At 44.7% G+C, this 22,868-nt stretch carries 19 protein-coding genes, 2 rRNA genes and 1 riboswitch; of the genes, 1 reads left to right on the top strand and 20 read right to left on the bottom strand.

What is annotated here, in order from left to right:
- Positions 1 to 5: 5 nt before the first annotated feature.
- The 18 genes from BBH88_RS04960 to BBH88_RS20005 all read right to left on the bottom strand — a co-directional run bounded on the left by BBH88_RS04960 (position 6) and on the right by BBH88_RS20005 (position 18,266).
- Complete coding sequence (locus tag BBH88_RS04960) at positions 6 to 1,736, bottom strand: adenine deaminase C-terminal domain-containing protein (protein WP_006830141.1); 1,731 nt, start codon at positions 1,734 to 1,736, stop codon at positions 6 to 8.
- 143 nt (positions 1,737 to 1,879) lie between these two features.
- On the bottom strand, positions 1,880 to 2,470 hold the full coding sequence (locus tag BBH88_RS04955) for a GNAT family N-acetyltransferase (protein ID WP_006830142.1): 591 nt from the start codon (positions 2,468 to 2,470) through the stop codon (positions 1,880 to 1,882).
- A 325-nt stretch (positions 2,471 to 2,795) separates the two neighbouring features.
- Complete coding sequence (gene purD, locus BBH88_RS04950; protein ID WP_006830143.1) at positions 2,796 to 4,046, bottom strand: phosphoribosylamine--glycine ligase; 1,251 nt, start codon at positions 4,044 to 4,046, stop codon at positions 2,796 to 2,798.
- Positions 4,047 to 4,060: 14 nt separating this feature from the next.
- Complete coding sequence (purH, locus tag BBH88_RS04945; RefSeq protein WP_006830144.1) at positions 4,061 to 5,596, bottom strand: bifunctional phosphoribosylaminoimidazolecarboxamide formyltransferase/IMP cyclohydrolase; 1,536 nt, start codon at positions 5,594 to 5,596, stop codon at positions 4,061 to 4,063.
- A gap of 33 nt (positions 5,597 to 5,629) precedes the next feature.
- Positions 5,630 to 6,202, bottom strand: coding sequence for a phosphoribosylglycinamide formyltransferase (purN, locus tag BBH88_RS04940; protein WP_065537157.1), 573 nt, complete (start codon positions 6,200 to 6,202; stop codon positions 5,630 to 5,632).
- Complete coding sequence (gene purM / locus BBH88_RS04935) at positions 6,192 to 7,253, bottom strand: phosphoribosylformylglycinamidine cyclo-ligase (RefSeq protein ID WP_006830146.1); 1,062 nt, start codon at positions 7,251 to 7,253, stop codon at positions 6,192 to 6,194. The genes purN and purM overlap by 11 nt, the downstream gene beginning before the upstream one ends.
- Positions 7,254 to 7,265: 12 nt before the next feature.
- A complete protein-coding gene (gene purF, locus BBH88_RS04930) occupies positions 7,266 to 8,687 on the bottom strand; it encodes an amidophosphoribosyltransferase (protein WP_006830147.1) in 1,422 nt (473 codons plus the stop codon).
- On the bottom strand, positions 8,663 to 10,888 hold the full coding sequence (gene purL / locus BBH88_RS04925) for a phosphoribosylformylglycinamidine synthase subunit PurL (protein ID WP_006830148.1): 2,226 nt from the start codon (positions 10,886 to 10,888) through the stop codon (positions 8,663 to 8,665). The genes purF and purL overlap by 25 nt, the downstream gene beginning before the upstream one ends.
- Positions 10,872 to 11,555 (bottom strand): phosphoribosylformylglycinamidine synthase subunit PurQ, encoded by a 684-nt coding sequence (gene purQ, locus BBH88_RS04920; protein ID WP_006830149.1) that lies wholly within the window; start codon positions 11,553 to 11,555, stop codon positions 10,872 to 10,874. The genes purL and purQ overlap by 17 nt, the downstream gene beginning before the upstream one ends.
- On the bottom strand, positions 11,552 to 11,806 hold the full coding sequence (gene purS, locus BBH88_RS04915; RefSeq protein WP_006830150.1) for a phosphoribosylformylglycinamidine synthase subunit PurS: 255 nt from the start codon (positions 11,804 to 11,806) through the stop codon (positions 11,552 to 11,554). Before purS ends, purQ begins: the two co-directional genes overlap by 4 nt.
- Positions 11,803 to 12,519, bottom strand: coding sequence for a phosphoribosylaminoimidazolesuccinocarboxamide synthase (gene purC, locus BBH88_RS04910; protein WP_006830151.1), 717 nt, complete (start codon positions 12,517 to 12,519; stop codon positions 11,803 to 11,805). The genes purS and purC overlap by 4 nt, the downstream gene beginning before the upstream one ends.
- Before the next feature lie 15 nt (positions 12,520 to 12,534).
- Positions 12,535 to 13,830, bottom strand: coding sequence for an adenylosuccinate lyase (gene purB, locus BBH88_RS04905; RefSeq protein ID WP_006830152.1), 1,296 nt, complete (start codon positions 13,828 to 13,830; stop codon positions 12,535 to 12,537).
- Between the two features lie 16 nt (positions 13,831 to 13,846).
- On the bottom strand, positions 13,847 to 14,971 hold the full coding sequence (gene purK, locus BBH88_RS04900) for a 5-(carboxyamino)imidazole ribonucleotide synthase (RefSeq protein ID WP_065537158.1): 1,125 nt from the start codon (positions 14,969 to 14,971) through the stop codon (positions 13,847 to 13,849).
- On the bottom strand, positions 14,968 to 15,456 hold the full coding sequence (purE, locus tag BBH88_RS04895) for a 5-(carboxyamino)imidazole ribonucleotide mutase (RefSeq protein ID WP_065537159.1): 489 nt from the start codon (positions 15,454 to 15,456) through the stop codon (positions 14,968 to 14,970). Before purE ends, purK begins: the two co-directional genes overlap by 4 nt.
- Before the next feature lie 140 nt (positions 15,457 to 15,596).
- A riboswitch (purine riboswitch) is annotated at positions 15,597 to 15,697 on the bottom strand.
- Positions 15,698 to 15,782: 85 nt separating this feature from the next.
- Positions 15,783 to 15,971, bottom strand: coding sequence for an NETI motif-containing protein (locus tag BBH88_RS04890; protein ID WP_006830155.1), 189 nt, complete (start codon positions 15,969 to 15,971; stop codon positions 15,783 to 15,785).
- The gene (locus BBH88_RS04885; RefSeq protein WP_040852420.1) at positions 15,968 to 16,489 is read right to left on the bottom strand and encodes a DUF2179 domain-containing protein; all 522 of its coding nucleotides are present in this window, start codon (positions 16,487 to 16,489) and stop codon (positions 15,968 to 15,970) included. Before BBH88_RS04885 ends, BBH88_RS04890 begins: the two co-directional genes overlap by 4 nt.
- Before the next feature lie 412 nt (positions 16,490 to 16,901).
- Entirely contained in the window at positions 16,902 to 17,015 is a 114-nt protein-coding gene (locus BBH88_RS20080) for a hypothetical protein (protein ID WP_456291190.1), read from the bottom strand.
- A 1,164-nt stretch (positions 17,016 to 18,179) separates the two neighbouring features.
- Positions 18,180 to 18,266, bottom strand: a complete 87-nt coding sequence (locus tag BBH88_RS20005; RefSeq protein WP_407946498.1) for a transposase family protein — start codon at positions 18,264 to 18,266, stop codon at positions 18,180 to 18,182.
- A 693-nt stretch (positions 18,267 to 18,959) separates the two neighbouring features.
- Between BBH88_RS20005 and BBH88_RS04880 the strand changes: the two genes are divergently transcribed.
- Positions 18,960 to 19,511 carry an IS30 family transposase gene (locus BBH88_RS04880; protein WP_065537160.1) on the top strand — a complete coding sequence of 184 codons (552 nt, stop codon included), beginning with the start codon at positions 18,960 to 18,962 and terminating at the stop codon, positions 19,509 to 19,511.
- 54 nt (positions 19,512 to 19,565) lie between these two features.
- Here the strand turns inward: BBH88_RS04880 and rrf are convergent.
- Together rrf and BBH88_RS04870 are read right to left on the bottom strand one after the other, a co-directional pair.
- Positions 19,566 to 19,681, bottom strand: a 5S ribosomal RNA gene (gene rrf, locus BBH88_RS04875).
- Between the two features lie 77 nt (positions 19,682 to 19,758).
- A 23S ribosomal RNA gene (locus BBH88_RS04870) occupies positions 19,759 to 22,690 on the bottom strand.
- Between the last annotated feature and the right edge of the window lie 178 nt (positions 22,691 to 22,868).

The following is a 22,868-nucleotide window of genomic DNA, read 5'->3' as shown; positions in this document are numbered from 1 at the left end:
ATCGCTTACCTCATAAATGCTGGAAATAAGATTTTTTTATTCATGACATCGTAGATCCCTTTTTGTGTAACGCGGACATACGGCAAATGAGTTGCCTGCAAAAACAACAGCGTATAAACCGCATCACCATGTTTATAGCCGCGCTGTTTTAACGCTTTCTTCAGTGACTTCTCCTGTTCGATTAACTGTTCCATCGGCAGATCCGACATCACGCCCCCATAAGGAAGCGGCAAGGATTGAACGATCTCGCCATTTTCGACCAGAATGATCCCGCCTTTCAAGCGTTTCAATTCATTGAAAGCTACCCACATGTCCCGTCGGCTTTTGCCGATTAAAATAATATCACCAGTATTGGTATATGAAGAGGCGAATCCATCCAAACCAGGCGCAAAGCCTTTGATCAAGGTATTAACGCGCCATTTACCTTTTTTATCAACCAACATCAGAAAGCTTTCATCATGTAATTTCGATAAATCAGAGTCATGACTATCTACACTAACTGTATAGGGTTTTGTAATGACATCGTTGACCATTTCAATACCAAAAGGCATCGAAAATTGGAAATCATCATCTGTCAGTTCATAGTCGAGTTCAAGTTCAGGCAATATTGACCAATCGATATTCGGCAATGATTGTACTTTTTTACCGTCTTTTTTCAGCCATACCCCTTTTGAAATGACACCTGAAGGCACTGGGTTGTCGATAGTATCAAGAATGTTCAGATTAGCGTAGCGCCCTGTCGCAATCAAGCCATGCAAACTCGTCACATTGTAATAGCGAGCCACATTGTAAGATGCCATCATATAAGCATCAATCGGCGGTACGCCTGCTTCAAGTGCAATTTTGATGCACAAGTCCATGACTCCATCCAAATGAAATGCCGGTGTTGAGCCATCTGTCGTCATCATCAGCTTGTCAAAAACGTTCAATTTCCGCTCCACAATGCCTTTCAAAAGGTTCGGAAGATCAGGGCGAATAGAGGAATGCCGGAGCGTCACACCATAGCCGTGCAGCAAGCGCATCTCCACTTCGTCCACAGTCATCGCTTCATGATCGCCATCAGCTCCAAGCAGTCTCATGCGGGCCAAGGTCTTTTCCGAAGCACCTGGAAAATGGCCTTCGATTTTTTTCAATCCCATTTTGGCTTTCTGAATCCAATACAGCATCTGGTCGTCGCCTGCCATTAACTTTGGCCAACCAGTCAGTTCACCGCCGAGTAATACATCCTGGCGATCGAGCCATTCTCCTACTGAAGTAGAAGTGAATAATTGGTCTTCATCATTCAACTCTGTCTGCGAATCAAAACGCGTCCACCAATAAAAGCTGAATGGCAATTCCGCAAGTTGATCCAACATTGAAAACGCTTTCTTGTTTTCGAGCGCTAAAAAAAAGGTTAGATTGTCGGAAAGGAACATGGTTGTTCCCCCCTGAGCCGCATAATCTGCAAAGCTTTGAGGATTGTATAATTGAGAAGGATGAACATGGGGTTCTATATATCCTGGAACGATAAATTTATCCTTCATCTCTACAACTTCAGTAGAAGCATCAATTTTCGGCATATCTTTTCCAGCATAGACGATACGGTCGTCTGCTATCCATATATTTCCTGTTATCCATTTCTTAAAGATTCCATGAAGATACGTTGCATTTGTCAAAACAAGATCCGGCGCAATTTCTTTTGTGATGATCTTTAGTTGATTTCGAATCTCTGTGTTTTTCCATAGAGGATTGACCATTTGCCGGCACCTACTTTCTGTGATTTCAATACTTAATATCGTAGCATAATTATACAATGAAATACAGTTACTACCTTAAAAAACGGGAACATTCTGATTAAACTCAGACACAAAAAATCCACGCATTCCACGTGGATTTTTGATCAATTATTGATTGGATCGCTGAAAGGTTTTAATACATCTTTTTTCTCTTCTTCCTTGAAGGTCAATACATCAGTAACAGAATCGTATGATTCTCCGTAAAACTGTTCATCCTTGTAAGTATGGATGTCTTCATACATTTTCTGCATGCCTTCAAAAATTTGTTCTTCTGTTTCTCCACTTGGAGTCCAGTAGAGAATTTCCATGGAATTCTCTTCCCCAGTTGCCAATGAACGTCGGCAATACCCAATGGACGATGCGTGTTCAAATCCTTCACGCGCATAAAACCTCAGACGTTTTTCTGTGTCGGTGTCTTCGTAATCAACAGGCTCGACTTCAAGGATAATTGGTTTTTTCTTATCCTTTAACATCTGTAACGTCTTTCTACCAAGACCCATTCCGCGTGATTCTTTGGATACAAACAAATAATCAACAAATGTAAAACGAGGGAATTCTGCATACATCAAGACATGATAAGGACCCTCATCTTTGTAATAGACGCTCCCTTTTTCTTTTAATAATGCATCCATATGCTCTTTTGACTTCATTTCTTCGACTGGAAAATACTGATTTAATTTTTCATACCAATTCATAATTTGTCTCCTTTCAATTTTAAATGCCCTGCTAATTTTGTTTCTGGGGTCTTAATCGGTTTACAATTCTGGAGTTTAAATAGAGGTGAACCCGGGCTATCAAAAATCCGCAAGTTCAGATTTATTGCCTATAGGGCAGACAATAAAACAAAAATGACACAGCTTCTTGTCGAATTTGTGTCATCAACGATTATAGCATATATAAAGAGAAAATTCAATGAGGAGGTCATTCCCCTGGTTTGTTGGTTACTCCAATCAGACTTTAACAGCCAGTAGATCTCCACTTTTTCAAGTGGGATTTACTGGCTGTTAAAGTGGGATAAAATTATTTTGCACGCCATCCAATATCTGTACGATAGAAGAAGGCATTCCACTCTATGCTGTTCAACTGTTCATAAACTTTTCTCTGAGCGTCTTGAATAGAAGAGCCTTTCGCTGAAACGAGTAGCACACGTCCCCCATTGCCAAAATACCTGCCAGACGACAGCTTAGTTCCCGCGTGAGTCACTTCCACTCCAGCAAGTTTCGTCAAGTCCGGTAAGTACGCGCCTTTTTCAACTTGCTCTGGATATCCATCAGCTGCAATGACTACACCAAGCACTGCTTCATTGTCCCATTCCAATTCAGCAGGTTGCTCGCTTAAAATTGTATCCATAAAGAGACCGAAATCAGATTTCATTCGCGGCAAAACGACTTGTGTTTCTGGATCACCGAAACGTGCGTTGAATTCAATCACTTTTGGCACTCCTTCAGTTAAGATGACACCCGCATAAAGGATGCCGTTAAAAGGCGTCTCTTCTGATGCCATTGCTTTGACTGTCGGTTCCACAATTTTCGCGAATGTTTCATCAACAATCGCTTGTGATATTTGAGGGACTGGGGAATAAGCGCCCATGCCGCCCGTATTCGGTCCACGATCTCCGTCGTAAGCACGTTTATGATCTTGTGAAATAACCATTGGATAAATCTGACCGCTATAGACAAAGGACATGAAAGAAAATTCTTCTCCGTCTAAAAATTCTTCAATGACAACTTTAGAACCCGACTCTCCGAACTTTTGGCCTTCTAGCATATCATTGACGGCAGCAATAGCTTCGCCTTCAGTCAAGGCAACAACAACACCTTTGCCTGCAGCTAAGCCGTCTGCTTTAACGACAATTGGTGCTCCGTGCTGGCGGATAAAGGCAATTGCTTGAGCAGTTTCAGTAAACGTTTCATAACCTGCAGTCGGAATAGTGTATTTTTTCATCAACTCTTTAGCAAAAGCTTTGCTGCCTTCAATTTGCGCAGCCGCTTTGGATGGGCCGAAAATGCGTAACCCTTTGGCTTCAAAAAAGTCGACAATTCCTTCTGCCAAAGGCTGTTCCGGTCCGACAAAGCTGAAATCCACTTGCTTTTGCTGTGCAAATTCTGCAAGACCTTCAAAATCCATTTCATCGATTGACGCTAGTTCAGCATCTTCACGCATTCCGTCATTACCAGGTGCTGCAAAAACTTGAGTGACAGACGGAGATTTCGCGAATTGACGGACAATGGCATGTTCTCGTCCGCCTCTTCCAATGACCAATACCTTCATGTTACTCACCTCGATTAATGTTTGAAATGACGGACGCCAGTAAAGACCATCGCAATGCCGTATTCGTTCGCTTCATCGATTGACTCTTGGTCTTTCTTTGAACCACCTGGCTGAATGATTGCTTTAATGCCTGCTTTTGCAGCAGCTTCTACTGTATCGTTCATCGGGAAAAATGCATCTGAAGCCATAATAGCGCCTTGCGCTGCACTGCCTGCTTGTTCTAATGCAATTTTAGCAGATCCAACACGGTTCATTTGTCCGGCACCAATTCCTAACGTCATTTCTGAGTTGCAAACGACAATAGCATTCGACTTTACATGCTTGACGACAATCCACCCTAGCTTTAATGCTTCAAGTTCTGTTGCTGTTGGTTGACGTTCTGTCGCCACTTGAATGTCAGCGTCCTCATAGCTGAAAGCATCTGGCTGCTGGATCAATAGACCGCCTTCAACTGTAATCGTATTCCACTTGTCTTTACTATTGTTGTCAAATGGAATCGTCAGAAGACGAATATTCTTTTTCTGCGTCAGCAATTCGATTGCCTCTTCCGAAAATGCTGGAGCAACCACAATTTCAAGGAAAATCGTTGCTAGTTGTTTTGCTGTTTCAGCATCAACTTCTCGGTTTAATGCAACGATTCCACCAAAAATAGAAGTCGAGTCGGCTTCATAAGCTTTACCAAAAGCATTGGCAATCGTTTCGCCTGTTCCAACACCACATGGGTTCATGTGTTTCACAGCAACGGCTGCTGGCATGGTGAATTCTTTAATGATTTGAAGAGCAGCATTTGCGTCTTGGATATTGTTATAAGATAATTCCTTGCCATGTACTTGATCAGCGTTAGCAATTGAGAAAGCCGAACCTAGCGGACTGCGGTAAAAAGCAGCTTTTTGGTGAGGATTTTCTCCGTAACGAAGCGTTTGAGACAATTCATACGTCAGCGTCAGTTGCTCCGGGTATTCTTCGCCCGTCAGGTCAGTTAAATAATTGGAAATATAAGAATCATAAGCTGCTGTATGACGGAAAACTTTCGCAGCTAAACGACGTCTCGTTTCAGGTAAAGTCGTTTTGTCACTATGCAATTCAGTCAATACTACTGCATAATCAGCTGCATCCACGATGACCGTTACATAAGCATGGTTTTTAGCAGCTGAACGCAGCATAGTCGGTCCGCCAATATCGATATTTTCAATAGCGTCATCTACCGTCACATCTGGTTTAATGATGGTTTCGCGGAATGGGTATAGATTGACACAGACGATATCAATCGGTGCAATGCCATTTTCAGCCATTTGTTTTTGGTGTTCTGCATCATCGTGCTTAGCAAGTAGTCCTCCGTGGACAAGTGGGTGTAAGGTTTTCACACGGCCACCTAAAATTTCTGGAAATTTGGTAACTTCATCTACGGCTGTAATGGAAACACCGTTTTCTTCAAGAAATTTCTTAGTGCCGCCTGTTGATAAAAGCTCATAGCCCATTTTTTCCAATTCCTGTGCAAATTCCAATATTCCTGATTTATCCGATACGCTGAGTAATGCTCTTTTTTTCACAAGTAATCCTCCTAAAGATAAAGACCGGCAATGTTACTGGTCGAATAATTGCTGCAAAGCTGCAGGATATAATTCACGCTCAATCTGATGGATCTGCTGCTCGACTTCTTCGCGTCCACGCTCTAAAACCGCAAACGACTGTTGCGTAATAATCATACCTGTATCCATGCCAGCGTCTACATAATGCACTGTGACACCAGCTGTCTCGGCACCCGCAGCCATTGTTTGACCAATGGCGTCTTTTCCTGGAAAAGCAGGTAAAACAGACGGATGAATATTGACGATGCGTTTTTCGTAAGCTGTCAGTAAGACCGGTCCAATCAAGCGCATATAACCCGCTAAAACAATCCAGTCTATTCCCAATTCCTGCAGTTTTTCTTTTAGCATTTGTTCATAAAGCTGCTTCGAATCAAACTCAGAAGGGATAAACGAAAACGATGCTACTCCCATACTACGGGCACGTTCGATTACGTAGGCTTGTGGCTTGTCTGATACCACAAGTACTATTTCTGCCTGCAGTATACCGTCTCCAATAGCGTCGGCAATGGCTTGAAAATTAGAGCCATTGCCTGACGCAAAAACAGCGAACTTTGGGTTAGTGTTCATTTAACGTGCCGTCCTGTTGACCTTCGAATTGAACACCTTCTGTACTCGAAACGCGGCCAATCTGGAAAGCTTGCTCGCCGTTTGCTCTGGCATTTTTCAAAACGATTTCCGCGTCTTCAGGCGCTACAGCTAAAACAAAGCCAATTCCCATATTGAATACTGAATACAAGTCGCGGTCTGCCAACTCGCCTTTTTCTTTTAGCAAATTAAAAATATCCAGTACCGGCCAGCTGCCGATTGAAATTTCTGCGCCTAAACCTTCTGGCATCATCCGCGGAATGTTCTCGATAAAGCCACCGCCTGTGACATGTGCCATGCCATGGATTTCGGTTCCGTTGCCAATCGCCGCTACTGCTTTTGCGTAAATTTTCGTCGGTGTTAACAATGCGTCACCAATAGGTCCGAGCGTCTCATAGCCTTCAACTTGTTGATCTAACGTAAATTGATGCTGTTCAAAGACGATTTGACGTACAAGTGAATAACCGTTTGAATGGATCCCACTGGAAGCTAAGCCGATTAACACATCTCCTGCTGCGATTTTTTCGCCGGTAACAATTTCGGATTTCTCCGCTGCCCCCACCGCAAATCCAGCAATATCATATTCATCTTCTTCGTAAAGACCTGGCATTTCTGCAGTTTCCCCGCCAATAAGTGCAGCGCCTGCTTGGACACAGCCATCTGCTACACCTTTAACAATTTGTTCGATTTTTTCAGGAACCGCTTTGCCGACTGCAATATAGTCAAGGAAAAACAAAGGTTCTGCACCTTGAGCAACGATGTCATTAACGCACATCGCCACGCAATCGATGCCGATTGTATCATGACGGTCCGCCATAAACGCTAGCTTTAATTTCGTGCCGACGCCATCGGTACCGGAAACAAGAACCGGTTCTTTCAAATTCAACTCAGACAAATCAAACATGCCGCCAAATCCACCAAACGCACCCAGCATTCCTTTGCGCGCTGTCCGTTCTACATGAGATTTCATGCGGTTGACTGCTTCGTAGCCTGCTTCGATATTGACGCCTGCTTTTTCATATGCTTTTGACACACCGGTTCCCCCTTATTTTACTTTCTCTTTTTCGTGCGGCAACACCGTATCGGGATAAATATTGGTTGGATATTCGCCTGTAAAGCAAGCTAAGCAATGACCACATTTCGATCCGGGATCGGTGCGTCCAATATTTTGAACCATGCCGTCAACCGACAAGAATGTTAGTGAATCTGCGCCGATAATTTCACGCATTTCTTCTATTGTATTGTTAGCAGCGATCAGCTCGCCTGCTGTGCTAATGTCAATGCCATAAAAACAAGGGTTTTTGATCGGCGGTGAACTAATCACGACATGCACTTCTGTAGCGCCTGCTTCTTTCAATAACGTGACGATGCGCCGTGAAGTTGTGCCGCGAACAATCGAATCATCTACCATAATGACGCGTTTTCCGTTGACCACTTGCCGGACAGGCGATAGTTTCATCTTAACGCCTTGTTCGCGTAAATCTTGTGAAGGTTGGATAAACGTACGTCCTACATAACGGTTTTTGATCATGCCGAGTTCGTATGGAATACCACTTTGCTCTGAGTAACCGATGGCTGCTGAAATACTCGAATCTGGAACACCTGTTACGACGTCCGCATCAATTTGTACTTCTTTTGCTAATTGAACACCGAGACGCTTTCTAGCAGTATGAACGTTGATGCCGTCGATATCCGAATCCGGACGAGAAAAGTAGACATATTCCATCGTACAAATCGACCGCTCTTCTGGATAAGCAAAACGCTCTGCACGCATGCCATCTTTCGTAATGATCAAAAATTCACCTGGTTCAACCGAACGAACAAATTCCGCTCCGACAATATCAAACGCACACGTTTCAGATGCCGCCACCCAAGCATCTCCTAATTTACCAAGAGATAATGGACGCAAACCGTTCGGGTCTAGCGCAATATACATCGCTTCTTCTGTCAAAATCACACAAGCAAAAGCACCTTTTAATAAAGACAATGCATTTTTCGCTTTTTCCTCAAACGTCGCATAACCACTTCTTTTGATTAAGTGAGCGAGCACTTCTGTATCAGAAGTCGTTTGGAAAATACTTCCTTGACGTTCGAGATGCCCTTTTAGTTGTGTCGCATTGACTAAATTGCCGTTATGCGAAATAGCCAAACTACCGGTAGTTGAATTAAAGAGCAAGGGCTGGACATTTTCAATGCCGCTGCCCCCTGCTGTTGCATAGCGGACATGGCCAATTGCGGCATGTCCTGCTATTTTTTCTATTTTTTCTGGCGTAAAAACTTCACTGACCATGCCTTCACCTTTTAATGGGCGAAGGGCTTCTCCATCAGTTGAAACGATTCCAGCACCTTCTTGACCGCGATGTTGCAAAGCATGCAATCCGTAATACGTCAATTGCGTCGCATTCGGATGTCCCCATATTCCAAAGACACCACATTCTTCATTTAAGCTTCTGATTTCAGCAAGCATGGGATAGCTCCTTTCCAAGCTGAGCGAAGCGTTGCGACTGAATCGTTAATCCATGTCGTACCGTCTTCACCGTTGATTACTAAGTTGTCTCCCGTGACTTGGCCGATTTTCTTGGCATCTGATACGACTTTCTCGAATTGTGCTGCTTTTTCCGGGCTAACGGTCACGACAAAACGTGATTGCGATTCACTGAATAAAGCCGTTATTGCAGATCCAGACAAAGTAACTTCCATTCCTAATCCTCTGCCGAATGTTTTTTCAGCTAAAGCGACAGCAACGCCGCCTTCAGCAACGTCATGCGCGGACGTGACAAGTCCTTGTTGAATTGCCGATAAAATTTCTTGTTGACGTTTTGCTTCGACTGCTAAATCGATAATTGGTGCTTTACCGAAAATACGTCCTTCGACCATTTTCTGCAATTCACTACCGCCAAACTCCGTCAAGCTTTCACCGATCAAATACACGAAGTCGCCTTGTTTTTTAGCGTCTTGTGTTGTGACATGTGAAAGGTCTTCTACAAGACCGACCATACCGATTGTCGGTGTCGGGTAAATAGCCGTACCGTTTGTTTCATTGTATAAAGAGACGTTTCCGCCGATAACTGGAGAATCCAAGATTACACAAGCTTCAGACATGCCGTCTGCAGCTTTTTCTAACTGCCAGAAGATTTCTGGCTTTTCTGGGTTACCGAAGTTTAAGCAATCCGTTATTGCAAGTGGTTTAGCGCCTGATACAACTACGTTACGTGCAGCTTCCGCTACCGCAATTTTACCGCCCGTTTCCGGATCCAAGTAAATATAGCGGGAGTTGCAATCGGTTGTCATCGCAAGACCTTTGTTCGTTCCACGGACACGGACAATTGCAGCGTCCGACCCTGGGCTAACAACTGTGCTTGTGCGTACTTGATGATCGTATTGATCATAGACCCATTCTTTTGAAGCGATGGTCGGCTGTTCTAATAACGCCGTCAAGGTTCTATTGAAATCAGTAACTTGTGGCTCGACATTGTCCATTTGTTGGAACTCTGTAAAATAAGTCGGAACCGCTGAAGGCTTATGATAAACTGGAGCGTCTTCTGCAAGTGCATCAACCGGTACTTCTGCAACAATTTCACCTTTATGATTTAAGCGTAATGTCGAGTCGTCTGTAACGGTACCCACTGTTACAGCATCTAGTCCATATTTCTCGAACAACTCAACGATTTCAGGCTCACGTCCTGCTTTAACGACAATCAACATACGTTCTTGAGATTCAGACAACATCATTTCATAAGCTGTCATGCCTGTTTCGCGCTGTGGAATGTGATCCAGATCCATCTCAATACCTGATCCCGCTTTAGAAGCCATTTCAGCTGAAGAAGAAGTGAGTCCAGCCGCTCCCATATCTTGAATACCGATCAACGCATCGGACTTGATCAATTCTAAACAAGCTTCTAGTAACAGTTTTTCCATAAATGGATCACCAACTTGTACAGCTGGACGATTTTTATCCGAGCCGTCTGTTAGTTCCTCGGAAGCAAACGTCGCACCGTGTATGCCGTCACGCCCCGTTTTAGCGCCGACGTACATCACCGGGTTGCCCGTGCCTTTAGCAATCCCTTTTTGAATATCTTCGTGATTGATCAAGCCAACACACATTGCATTCACCAAAGGGTTACCGTCATAACAATCGTCAAACTGGATTTCTCCGCCAACTGTTGGAATTCCGATGCAATTTCCATAACCGGCAATGCCAGCAACGACTTCTTCAAACAAGTATTTCACGCGCGGAGTTGTCAATTCACCAAAACGCAATGAGTTAAGCAAAGCAATTGGACGTGCGCCCATTGAAAAGACGTCACGGATAATTCCACCGACTCCAGTAGCCGCTCCTTGATACGGCTCGATAGCAGATGGGTGGTTATGCGATTCCATTTTGAACACGACCGCTTGCCCGTCGCCAATATCCACAATTCCTGCGCCTTCGCCCGGACCTTGCAGGACACGTTCTCCTTTAGTTGGGAATTTCGCAAGTACGGGTTTGGAGTTTTTATAAGAACAATGTTCAGACCACATGACCGAAAACAAACCCGTTTCCGTATAGTTTGGTGTTCTTCCCAATATGTCTTCGACCATTTCGAATTCTGTATCCGATAAGCCCATTTGCTGATAAATTTTCTGTTCTTTTATTTGAGCAGCATTTGGTTCAAGCATGACTGACATGTGCTTCCCTCCACTGTTTTACGATTGATCTGAATAAAGCTAATCCGTCTTTACCACCGATTAACTCGGATACTGCACGTTCTGGGTGAGGCATCATGCCTAGCACGTTTCCACGTTCGTTAATAATACCTGCAATATTGTTACGGCTCCCGTTAAAATCATCGCCATAGGTAAAAACAATTTGGTTATTTTCTTTAAGGTGCTTGTATGTCTCATCGTCGCAATAATAATTGCCTTCTCCGTGAGCGATTGGAATCTGGATTTCTTGACCTTGTTCGTATTCGTTCGTAAATAAAGTATGATTGTTTTCAACTTTTAACCCAACAGTACGGCACATGAACTTCAAGTTCTTGTTTCGTAAAAGAACGCCTGGCAATAAACCAGCTTCTGTTAAGATCTGAAATCCGTTACAAATTCCAAGAACAGGCTTTCCTGCTTCAGCCGCTTTTCTCACTTCGTCCATAACTCCAGAAAACTGAGCAATCGCGCCGCAACGCAAGTAATCGCCATATGAAAATCCGCCTGGCAGCAAAATGCCGTCATAGCTGCTCAAATCTTTTGAGTCATGCCATACGTATTCTGCTTCTTCACCTAGTTCGTCCTTGACCGCATGGTACATATCCAAATCACAATTCGAGCCCGGGAAAACAATTACTGCGAATTTCATTGCGAGACAACCTCCTCAATTTCATAACGGTAATCTTCAATTACAGTGTTGGCTAGCAGACGATGACAAAGCTCGTTGACCAATGCGTCTACATCACGCTCGCCGTCTCCAATAACCAATTCTAGGTATTTGCCGATTCGTACGTCTTCCACTTCACCATAGCCCATTTTATGAAGAGAGCCCATAACTGCAGAGCCTTGCGGGTCTAATACGCTTTCGCGTAATGTTACGTATATTTTTACTTTTTTCATGAGTGTTGTCCTCCTAGACGAGTCAAAATGAGTTCGTACGCTTCAGTCAAATTCCCAAGATTACGGCGGAATACGTCTTTATCAAGCTTTTGTTTTGTTTCCATATCCCAAAGCCGGCAAGTGTCCGGCGAAATTTCGTCTGCCAATAAAATATTGCCATCTGTGTCGCGGCCAAATTCAATTTTGAAATCAACAAGATCGACACCGATTTCTTTGAAAAAGCCGATTAGAACGCGATTAATCTCGCGTGCTTTTTGCTTGAGTTCTGCCACTTCTTCCGCAGTTGCCAGCTTTAGCATATCAACATGTTCATCTGTAATTAATGGATCACCTAATTCATCATCTTTCAAATAAAACTCAACTACCGGGCGGCTAATGGCCACGCCTTCTTCAATTCCAAGGCGTTTGGCCATGCTGCCGGCGGTGATGTTACGAACCACTACTTCCAATGGAATGATGCTAACACTCTGCACCAATTGTTCGTGATCAGACAATTGCTTGACGAAATGTGAAGCAATGCCCGCCTCCTGCAATTTCGTGAAAATCAGTGACGTGATTTTATTGTTCAAAATGCCTTTTCCGGTAATTTCTTCTTTCTTTTCACCGTTAAAAGCCGTTGCTGAATCTTTATATTCCACCCACAAAATTCCCTCTTCGTCCGTTGCATACAAGCGTTTTGCTTTTCCTTCGTACAATAGCTGATCTTTTTCCATTTCAGAAGCCTCCGTTTAGTTTAGTCCAAGTCGGTTGAAAATCATGTCTACTTGTTGTAAATGGTGGTTGTAGTCAAAGCAATCATCTAATTCTTCTTTAGAAAGTTTTGAAGTAATCGTGCTATTCGCTTCGACGATTTCACGGAAATGCGTCTGGTTTTCCCACGCTTCCATCGCACACGGCTGAACCGTATCGTATGCCGCTTCGCGAGCCATGCCTTTGTCGATCAACGCCAACAACACGCGCTGTGAATAAATCAAGCCAAGTGTTGAATCCATATTGCGTTTCATGTTTTCTGGGAATACCGTTAAGTTTTTCACGATATTACCAAACCGATTCAACATGTAATTTAAGGCAATTGTTGCATCTGGTAAAATCACGCGTTCGGCAGATGAATGCGAAATGTCGCGTTCGTGCCAAAGTGCAACGTTTTCGTATGCTGTTAGCATATAGCCACGGATTAAACGCGCAAGCCCTGTCATGTTTTCAGAACCGATTGGGTTGCGCTTATGTGGCATTGCCGAAGAACCTTTTTGGCCTTTCGCAAAGAACTCTTCCACTTCGCGTGTTTCTGATTTTTGCAATCCGCGGATTTCTGTCGCAAATTTCTCAACAGATGAACCGATCAATGCCAAAACGCTTAAATACTGTGCATGACGGTCACGTTGCAATGTTTGTGTTGAAATAGGTGAAGCTGCAAGACCTAACTCTTTGCAGACATATGCTTCAACAAACGGATCGATATTTGCGTAAGTTCCAACTGCACCAGACATTTTGCCTGTTTCAATCGAAGCAGCAGCAGCTTCGAAACGTTCTAAGTTGCGTTTCATTTCCTCGTGCCACAAAGCCAGTTTCAAACCGAAAGTAGTGGGTTCTGCATGAACACCATGCGTACGACCCATCATAACCGTCATTTTATGTTCTTTTGCTTTATTCGCAAGAATTTCAATAAAGTTCGTTAAGTCTTTACGGATAATGACATTCGCTTGTTTTAACAAGTACGATAAAGCTGTATCGACTACGTCAGTTGACGTTAAGCCGTAATGAACCCATTTGCGTTCTTCACCAAGCGTTTCAGATACTGCTCTTGTGAAAGCTACTACGTCGTGGCGAGTTTCTTCTTCAATTTCTAAAATGCGGTCTACTGAAAAAGAAGCGTCTTTGCGAATTTTCGCTACGTCTTCTTTCGGAATATCACCAATTTCAGCCCAAGCTTCACATGCCAAAATTTCAACTTCTAACCATGCCTTGTATTTGTTTTCTTCTGTCCAAATTGCGCCCATTTCGGGTCTTGTGTAACGTGCGATCATTTTAAAGTTCCTCCAATTATTCCGACCAAATGCCGGATGTATCTATTTCACTTAAAGTGGCCTCTAAGTCTTCCGTTAATATCGTAACATGTCCCATCTTCCGTTTCTGCTTGGCTTCATCTTTTCCGTACAAATGAATCGACCAATTCGGAAATTGTGCTATTTTTGTAGTGAGTGGCGCAACATGTTCACCCAATACATTGACCATCACCGCTTGTGACCACAAAATCGGTTGTCTCAGTGGCCATCCGCACACGGCACGGATATGCTGATGAAACTGTGAGATGTTCGTTGCTTCAATCGAGTAATGGCCTGAATTATGAGGACGCGGTGCCAATTCGTTCACAATAATTCCGCCAGTTTCCAAAACGAACATTTCGACTGCTAATGTGCCAACCATGTCTAGATGAGCCGCAATTTTTTCAGCTGCCTGTTTTGCAAGATCCATCGTCTTTTTATCGATTCGTGCCGGAACAATCGTTTCATGCAGAATATGGCATTTATGAATATTTTCACCGATCGGCAAAATGGCTGTTTCACCGTGCGCATTGCGTTGAATGATCACCGAAATCTCTTTCTTGAAACTAACAAAGGCTTCTGCGACACATTCGCCATTTTCAAAAAGCGTCTCTGCTAAATGCAGTTCATCTATAGAAGAAACCGTTTGCTGACCTTTGCCGTCGTAACCGCCACGCGCAGTTTTTACAACGAAAGGAAATGACAGCTCACTGCGTTTTTCTGTTAATTCCTTGAATGTGGAAGCGGTAATATAGTCTGCCACGATTACGCCAGCCTCCAAGATGGCCTGTTTCTCAAAAATCCGGTTCTGTGTCACACGAATCAATTCGGCCCCTTGCGGCACATATGCAATTTCTGCTAGCTTCGTTAAACCTTCAACATCGATGTTTTCAAACTCATAGGTAATGACATCACTCACATCAGCCAATTCTTCCAATGCTTGCTGGTCATCAAAAGGAGCGATAATTTGGATGTCGGCTACTTGACCGGTTGGCGAATCCATTCCCGGATCGAGAACCGCGATTTTAAACCCAGCTTCTTTTGCCGCAAGAGCCATCATGCGCCCTAATTGACCTCCGCCAATAATACCAATCGTTTGTCCGGGTAAAATTGTTGTTGTCATATCAAATCCCCCGAGCTTTCTAAAACTGCTGTAGCTGTGCAATCTCTTCTATCTTGCAAGGCTTGCGCTACATCCTGGTCAACTGTCCCCAAAATTTGAGCTGCCAATAATCCAGCATTCACTGCACCTGCTTTACCGATAGCCACAGTCGCGACTGGAACTCCACCAGGCATCTGAACAATTGATAACAAAGAATCTAAGCCGTTTAACGCTTTTGATTGAACCGGTACACCAATAACCGGCAAAGTTGTTTTGGCTGCTACCATACCCGGTAGATGAGCAGCGCCACCTGCACCAGCAATAATCACGTGTAATCCACGCTCGCGTGCTTGTTCGGCGTAACTAAACATCAAATCTGGTGTCCGATGTGCTGAAACCACTTTTTTTTCATAGCTCAAACCTAGTTCATCTAATACGTCACACGCATGCTTCATTGTTTCCCAATCACTCGTACTTCCCATAATGACGCCAATTCGCGGATTCATCGATTGCACTCTCCTTTTAAAAAATAAAAAGCCCTTAAGTAAACTGCTCACATTACGTGAAAAGCAGTTTACTTAAGGACTGTAAATGAAACGAATTCATGGATGATGACATAGAAAAGCACATCCTTCGTTTTACGATCCAATAAGTTGCTTTCCCGCATAGTCCGGACATTTACGGTGTCCTGGTAGAGACGCAGAAGCCAATTCTTCTGCATATATGGGGTATCCTTACTTATCATAACAAGATGACAAAAGCACGTCAATGATAAAGTCGAACGATAAGTTATACAATTATTTAATCGTTCGGTTTTAAAAGAGGTAACACGTTATTGCTCCAGTTTATCCCCTTTAAATTTGACGATTTGCCTTATTGGTACGGGTTGTCCGTCTATTTCTTCAAACAATGGCTCTTCTCTGCGGCCTACTGCTGCATAGCCTTCTGCTTTCATTCTCTCTAAACATTCTGAAATGGATTCGTGTTCTCCAACTTCAAACCACAATGTATTTTTACTCATTTATACAAATTGCCCCTTTTCACTGTCTTTACCCAAAACCCACCATGAATCGTTTTGGGCTCATACGCGATGATGAATGCCTTCGGATCGATTTGTTGAATAGCTTTATATAACTTCAGCTCCATTTTTCTAGGAGTCAAAATCTGCATTGATTGCCGCCCACCGTCACGTCCATTAGCATTCCAATCCGTTACACCATAGCCTTTTTCACGGAGTTGCTTGGGTAAATACTCCCCAGCCTCACTAGTGATGACATTTACTGTAATATAGCCAAGCGCCATTTTTTCTTCAATTTTAGAACCGATTATTACTCCAGATCCATAGCCCAAAGCATAAGCAATCAAGTTTTGAATCTGGTCGAGATTATCAAGTACCAATCCAAGTCCTACTATATAGATAACGACTTCCACCATACTGACGGTAGCAGCTAAATAGCGATAGCCTTTTAACGTCATGATCATCCGTACTGTAAAAAAAGATACGTAAACGATATTAATCGAGAAAATGATCAGCACCATAAGCCATGGATTTATATCCAATCTCTACACCCTTTCACTGTTTGATGTTCTTACGCGAATTAAATTTCATCTTAGGGGAAAAATCTAAAGAATGCAAGAGTGAAAAGACGCAGGAAGTCTTGCTGCATAAAGGAATTTCACCAGTGCTACCCATTTTTTCAAAGATAGATGAAATTCTAACACAAAATACTATGATATCTGCTAAATTAGTTCATTGATAATGTGTCTGATTTCGTGAAACTATCTGCCACTTAACAGCCTTACCGGTTGTTTGAAGCGGGGCTTCTCGACTTATCGATGCTTTTACTAACCAACGAAAATAGACCGAGCTAACCCTCTTGTTCCAAGAGTTTAGTTGTTAGGATAATCCCAACAGCAGGGTGCCTTCGTTTTTAATGTTGATGGCCACGTTCTAGTCCTTGTCGCAGGTGAATCCACAGTTATATGAATACGTTGGCTGTGCCAGAGACAAACAATCGTTCGCATGACCGCAACATGGACAGGTTTTAGTCGAAGGAAACCAAATACTGATTTTAATTAGCCATTTCCCTTAGTCTACTAATTTATACTGAAAAAATGTTGTAAACATCCCTTATTCGTTATCCGCAAGGCTATTTACAAAACATTAAACTTTCGCCATTCCTATCATATTTAGGTCTTCAATTATGATGCAATCATACTGTGTCGCCAATCGTTTAGAAGCCTTGTATAAGAAGTCCTTCCTCTGGTTCGCGACTCACTCACGCAGTAGAGCGACTTGGATCCTTAGTTGGTACCAACGGTCGGACCCTTTTGTTCCGTGGGATAAGATACGTTGTTCTTTTGTCAGTCTTTCTTCTGTCTGGCGGTAGAATCACGGGTACTTGGCTTTCTACCCCTTTTCCGCTCTCGACACTCACGCCCTTCATGCCAAAGTCTAAGCGACCACTTGCTTGATTTCTTTTTCGACCGAGACGTGTTCGTGGTCTGGCAGAATGGAGATGTGATAATTCCCAGTGACAGAATGGGAAATGGCACACAACTTGATGGGGTGAGGAGACTGAATCTCTCGGTGTTGGTTCAATTTGACCTGCTTCAATTTTGGTAATTTGATGTACCCATTTAATAGCGTAACGTTTCTATTCGCTACAATTGTTGTGTAAGACAGTTTCGTCTCCTGATTTTTAATTTCGGAAAACTTCGCTCGGCCCCGCAAAGAAGTTGGGATAGGCTTTTTACAGGTTCAGTTGGGCGTTGGTCAGTGCCAGGCTTGTCCACTTTGTTGAGCCAGTCAAATTCGGTCTTGTATTTGGCAGATGTCGGAAAATTTTTCTAGTTTAACAACTCCTTATGACCTTCGTATTTTTCAGGGGTCTCTATTCGTTCAGCTAACATCTTATGATACTTTCCCTCACGCGTGTCGCCTTTGTATTCGTCGATGGCATTGATGCGGGGAAACATATTGCTTTCATTTGTTTTGTTTAACACTAGCGCGTCGAATCGGCGGGCGACGGGCGAGGCGGAAGCTCCATATTACTCAGCTACTTCTTTGAATATTTTTGTCCTGACGCTGCGTATATGGACCGCTTGATTCCATTCTTTCGAGAACCGTTAATAGCGGCCCACAAAGGAATTCTATCCAACAAATTTCTCGCCACATGTCAATCAGGCATAGCGTTTTTCTTTAGAAAATAGCTGCTAGACGTTCAAATCATTTGAAGTGATTAATCTTTTGAATCCGGTAATCGTGAACACGCTTGGTCTTCTCCTGGCAATGCGGACAGCGATGTATTCGCACCTCCAACTCCACATGCAGAGCCCCTCCGTCCTCCGGCTATTCCATTTTCGTTACCGATGCATCTCCTTTTCATTACTTGTTTCTCGACAATTCAAGTATAAAAGAAATTGGAGATTGCGTGTCTTTTTTGGTTAAGTAGTTTGAACACCCTAACATTTAGTGTAAAACCTTAACTATTTTCTTCATTCATTTTTCCAAATGTAGATTATCATATTAAGTCGAACGGTTAGAAAATAAAAATAGCTCAAATGGAAACACAGTAGTTAACGCGAAGCAACTAAGGGGTGTCCCCAAATGAGCTATGCCCATACCGTTTCACGAGAACGTATGGTAATCGAGAAGTTATTGCCTGGAAGAGAGATCACTGTCCTTCATTGCTTCACAGTTAAAAAGAAGCAAGAGCACGAGCAGCTACGAGTTGAAACCCTATCAGCCCTAAAATGCGCTTTTTCTGGCGTAGCCCGACTACGATGCCAAACGGGAAAACTATGGCTGTTGACGGTCGGTCGATCAAGAAGACATCGTCTACATTCTCGCTAAACTTAAGCTCAGGTGGTCACTTGAAAGCATTATTGGACATTACTGGAAAATTTATCAGAAATCCTCCTTCATCCGTGTTTTAAGCATCTACCACTACGCTGAACTCGGGCTGTACAAGCTGGCTTAAAACTTCTCATTCGTAAAGGGTGGACATTGAAAAATAACGAAGTGGAGATACTAGGTAAGATGCCTCAACTGAAAAAGATTCATTCGCGCCAGGCGCCTCGAAGCCAAGTAGGGCACTGGGAAGCGGATACGTTCATTGGCAAGTCGCACAAGATTCAGATTTTCACGTTGACCGAGCGTACCAGCCGGCTTGAGATTGTCTATAAGTTGGCTACGAAGACAGCAAGTGAGATGGCACAAGCCATCATCCGCGTGTTGAAAAACTTGCCGAAGAAAGTGGTGAAGTTCATCACCCCCGATCGAGGCAAGGAATTTCATCAGTGGATCGAAGTGGAGAAAAGCCTTGGAAATCCCGTTTTACTTCGTGGACCCTGGTGTGCCGGGTCAGCGCGGCACGAACGAGAACAGCAATGGTCACATCCACCGCACCTATCCAAAGAGAAACAACTTCAGCCGGATGACACAAAAGGAGACCATCGACTTCCTCCTATAGTTCAACCAGGTTCCCCGGAAAGTTCTAAACTACAACACGCCCTTCGAGGTATTCGTGAGCTTCTTGTAATGTTTAACTTGAATTGACAATTTACAAAACAAAAAAGCCGTTACCAGAATCGGTAACGACTTTTTTCGTGTGCCCAGCGACGCCTTACTCTCACAGGGGGAAACCCCCAACTACCATCAGCGCAAAAGAGCTTAACTGCCGTGTTCGGGATGGGAACGGGTGTGGCCTCTTTGCCATCATCACTGGACTATTTGGTTGAGTGCTTGTTCACTCAAAACTGGATAAACGACATTGACCCATTGAAATTCCTTCATGATACATTATTTGGTTAAGTCCTCGATCGATTAGTATTCGTCAGCTGCACGTGTCGCCACGCTTCCACCTCGAACCTATCTACCTCATCGTCTTTGAGGGATCTTACTTGCTTGCGCAATGGGAAATCTCATCTTGAGGGGGGCTTCGTGCTTAGATGCTTTCAGCACTTATCCCGGCCACACATAGCTACCCAGCGATGCCCTTGGCAGAACAACTGGTACACCAGCGGTGTGTCCATCCCGGTCCTCTCGTACTAAGGACAGCTCCTCTCAAATTTCCTGCGCCCGCGACGGATAGGGACCGAACTGTCTCACGACGTTCTGAACCCAGCTCGCGTACCGCTTTAATGGGCGAACAGCCCAACCCTTGGGACCGACTACAGCCCCAGGATGCGATGAGCCGACATCGAGGTGCCAAACCTCCCCGTCGATGTGGACTCTTGGGGGAGATAAGCCTGTTATCCCCGGGGTAGCTTTTATCCGTTGAGCGATGGCCCTTCCATGCGGAACCACCGGATCACTAAGCCCGTCTTTCGACCCTGCTCGACCTGTACGTCTCGCAGTCAAGCTCCCTTCTGCCTTTACACTCTGCGAATGATTTCCAACCATTCTGAGGGAACCTTTGGGCGCCTCCGTTACTCTTTAGGAGGCGACCGCCCCAGTCAAACTGCCCGCCTGACACTGTCTCCCATCCCGATCAGGGATGTGGGTTAGAATTTCAATACAACCAGGGTAGTATCCCACCGACGCCTCCTCCGAAGCTGGCGCTCCGGGCTCTAAGGCTCCTACCTATCCTGTACAAGTTGCACCAAAATTCAATATCAGGCTACAGTAAAGCTCCACGGGGTCTTTCCGTCCTGTCGCGGGTAACCTGCATCTTCACAGGTACTATAATTTCACCGAGTCTCTCGTTGAGACAGTGCCCAGATCGTTACGCCTTTCGTGCGGGTCGGAACTTACCCGACAAGGAATTTCGCTACCTTAGGACCGTTATAGTTACGGCCGCCGTTTACTGGGGCTTCAGTTCGCACCTTCGCTTGCGCTAAGCACTCCCCTTAACCTTCCAGCACCGGGCAGGCGTCAGCCCCTATACGTCACCTTACGGTTTTGCAGAGACCTGTGTTTTTGCTAAACAGTCGCCTGGGCCTATTCACTGCGGCTCTCTCGGGCTATTCACCCTACCAGAGCACCCCTTCTCCCGAAGTTACGGGGTCATTTTGCCGAGTTCCTTAACGAGAGTTCACTCGCTCACCTTAGAATTCTCTTCTCGCCTACCTGTGTCGGTTTGCGGTACGGGCACCTCCCGCCTCGCTAGAGGCTTTTCTTGGCAGTGTGAAATCAGGGACTCTGAGGTAAACCTCTTGCCATCACAGCTCAACGTATCAGGAATGGGATTTGCCTCATTCCACGCCTCACTGCTTGGACGTGCACAACCAACGGCACGCTCTCCTTATCCTTCTGCGTCCCCCCATTGCTCAAACGGCGGGGAGGTGGTACAGGAATATCAACCTGTTGTCCATCGTCTACGCCTATCGGCCTCGACTTAGGTCCCGACTAACCCTGAGCGGACGAGCCTTCCTCAGGAAACCTTAGGCATTCGGTGGACGGGATTCTCACCCGTCTTTCGTTACTCATACCGGCATTCTCACTTCTAAGCGCTCCACCAGTCCTTCCGGTCTGACTTCAACGCCCTTAGAACGCTCTCCTACCACGGATCTCCGAAGAGATCCATCCACAGCTTCGGTAATCCGTTTAGCCCCGGTACATTTTCGGCGCAGTGTCACTCGACCAGTGAGCTATTACGCACTCTTTAAATGATGGCTGCTTCTAAGCCAACATCCTGGTTGTCTAAGCAACGCCACATCCTTTTCCACTTAACGGATATTTGGGGACCTTAGCTGGTGGTCTGGGCTGTTTCCCTCTTGACTACGGATCTTATCACTCGCAGTCTGACTCCCAAGCATAAATCACTGGCATTCGGAGTTTGTCTGAATTCGGTAACCCGGGATGGGCCCCTAGTCCAAACAGTGCTCTACCTCCAGGATTCTCTATCTTGAGGCTAGCCCTAAAGCTATTTCGGAGAGAACCAGCTATCTCCAGGTTCGATTGGAATTTCTCCGCTACCCACACCTCATCCCCGCACTTTTCAACGTGCGTGGGTTCGGGCCTCCAGTAAGTGTTACCTTACCTTCACCCTGGACATGGGTAGATCACCTGGTTTCGGGTCTACAACTGCATACTCTGTCGCCCTATTCAGACTCGCTTTCGCTGCGGCTCCGCCTTCTCAGCTTAACCTTGCATGCAATCGTAACTCGCCGGTTCATTCTACAAAAGGCACGCCATCACCCATTAACGGGCTTTGACTACTTGTAGGCACACGGTTTCAGGATCTATTTCACTCCCCTTCCGGGGTGCTTTTCACCTTTCCCTCACGGTACTGGTTCACTATCGGTCACTAGGAAGTATTTAGCCTTGGGAGATGGTCCTCCCGGATTCCGACGGAATTTCACGTGTTCCGCCGTACTCAGGATCCACTCTGGAGGGGCAGGGTTTTCGGCTACGGGGCTATTACCCGCTGTGGCGGACCGTTCCAGGTCGCTTCGCCTAATCCTGCCTTTTGTAACTCCGTATAGAGTGTCCTACAACCCCAAGAGGCAAGCCTCTTGGTTTGGGCTGATCCCGTTTCGCTCGCCGCTACTCAGGGAATCGCATTTGCTTTCTCTTCCTCCAGGTACTTAGATGTTTCAGTTCCCTGGGTCTGCCTTCTCATGTGCTATCAATTCACACATGGATACTGCCCAATTAAAGGCAGTGGGTTCCCCCATTCGGAAATCTCCGGATCACAGCTCACTTACAGCTCCCCGAAGCATATCGGTGTTAGTGCCGTCCTTCTTCGGCTCCTAGTGCCAAGGCATCCACCGTGCGCCCTTTCTAACTTAACCAATGGTTAATTAAAAAGTTGTGGCACCAAGTGCCACGCGTACATGAATTGCTTCATTTTTGTTTCAATGTCGTTTTATCCAGTTTTCAAAGAACAAGATTGAAAGTCACAAAAAAAGGCGTTGCCGCCTGAAGGTGAACCTTCAAAACTGAACGCAAAACGTCAACCCCGAGAAAACC

This window comes from Planococcus antarcticus DSM 14505 (assembly GCF_001687565.2).
In the GTDB taxonomy this organism is placed as follows: domain Bacteria; phylum Bacillota; class Bacilli; order Bacillales_A; family Planococcaceae; genus Planococcus; species Planococcus antarcticus.
The sequence above is the reverse complement of the archived record's forward strand: the minus strand, read 5'-3'. Positions and strand labels throughout refer to the sequence as shown.

Coding starts and splice junctions, on each gene's coding strand:
- BBH88_RS04960 (WP_006830141.1), bottom strand. CDS start 1,736: ATGGTCAATCCTCTATGGAAAAACACAGAGATTCGAAATCAACTAAAG.
- purL (WP_006830148.1), bottom strand. CDS start 10,888: ATGTCAGTCATGCTTGAACCAAATGCTGCTCAAATAAAAGAACAGAAA.
- purF (WP_006830147.1), bottom strand. CDS start 8,687: ATGCTTGCTGAAATCAGAAGCTTAAATGAAGAATGTGGTGTCTTTGGA.
- BBH88_RS04890 (WP_006830155.1), bottom strand. CDS start 15,971: ATGAGTAAAAATACATTGTGGTTTGAAGTTGGAGAACACGAATCCATT.
- purQ (WP_006830149.1), bottom strand. CDS start 11,555: ATGAAATTCGCAGTAATTGTTTTCCCGGGCTCGAATTGTGATTTGGAT.
- purB (WP_006830152.1), bottom strand. CDS start 13,830: ATGATCGCACGTTACACAAGACCCGAAATGGGCGCAATTTGGACAGAA.
- BBH88_RS04955 (WP_006830142.1), bottom strand. CDS start 2,470: ATGAATTGGTATGAAAAATTAAATCAGTATTTTCCAGTCGAAGAAATG.
- purE (WP_065537159.1), bottom strand. CDS start 15,456: ATGAATCCGCGAATTGGCGTCATTATGGGAAGTACGAGTGATTGGGAA.
- purS (WP_006830150.1), bottom strand. CDS start 11,806: ATGAAAAAAGTAAAAATATACGTAACATTACGCGAAAGCGTATTAGAC.
- purN (WP_065537157.1), bottom strand. CDS start 6,202: ATGAACACTAACCCAAAGTTCGCTGTTTTTGCGTCAGGCAATGGCTCT.
- purK (WP_065537158.1), bottom strand. CDS start 14,971: ATGACAACAACAATTTTACCCGGACAAACGATTGGTATTATTGGCGGA.
- purD (WP_006830143.1), bottom strand. CDS start 4,046: ATGAAGGTATTGGTCATTGGAAGAGGCGGACGAGAACATGCCATTGTC.
- BBH88_RS04885 (WP_040852420.1), bottom strand. CDS start 16,489: ATGGTGCTGATCATTTTCTCGATTAATATCGTTTACGTATCTTTTTTT.
- purC (WP_006830151.1), bottom strand. CDS start 12,519: ATGGAAAAAGATCAGCTATTGTACGAAGGAAAAGCAAAACGCTTGTAT.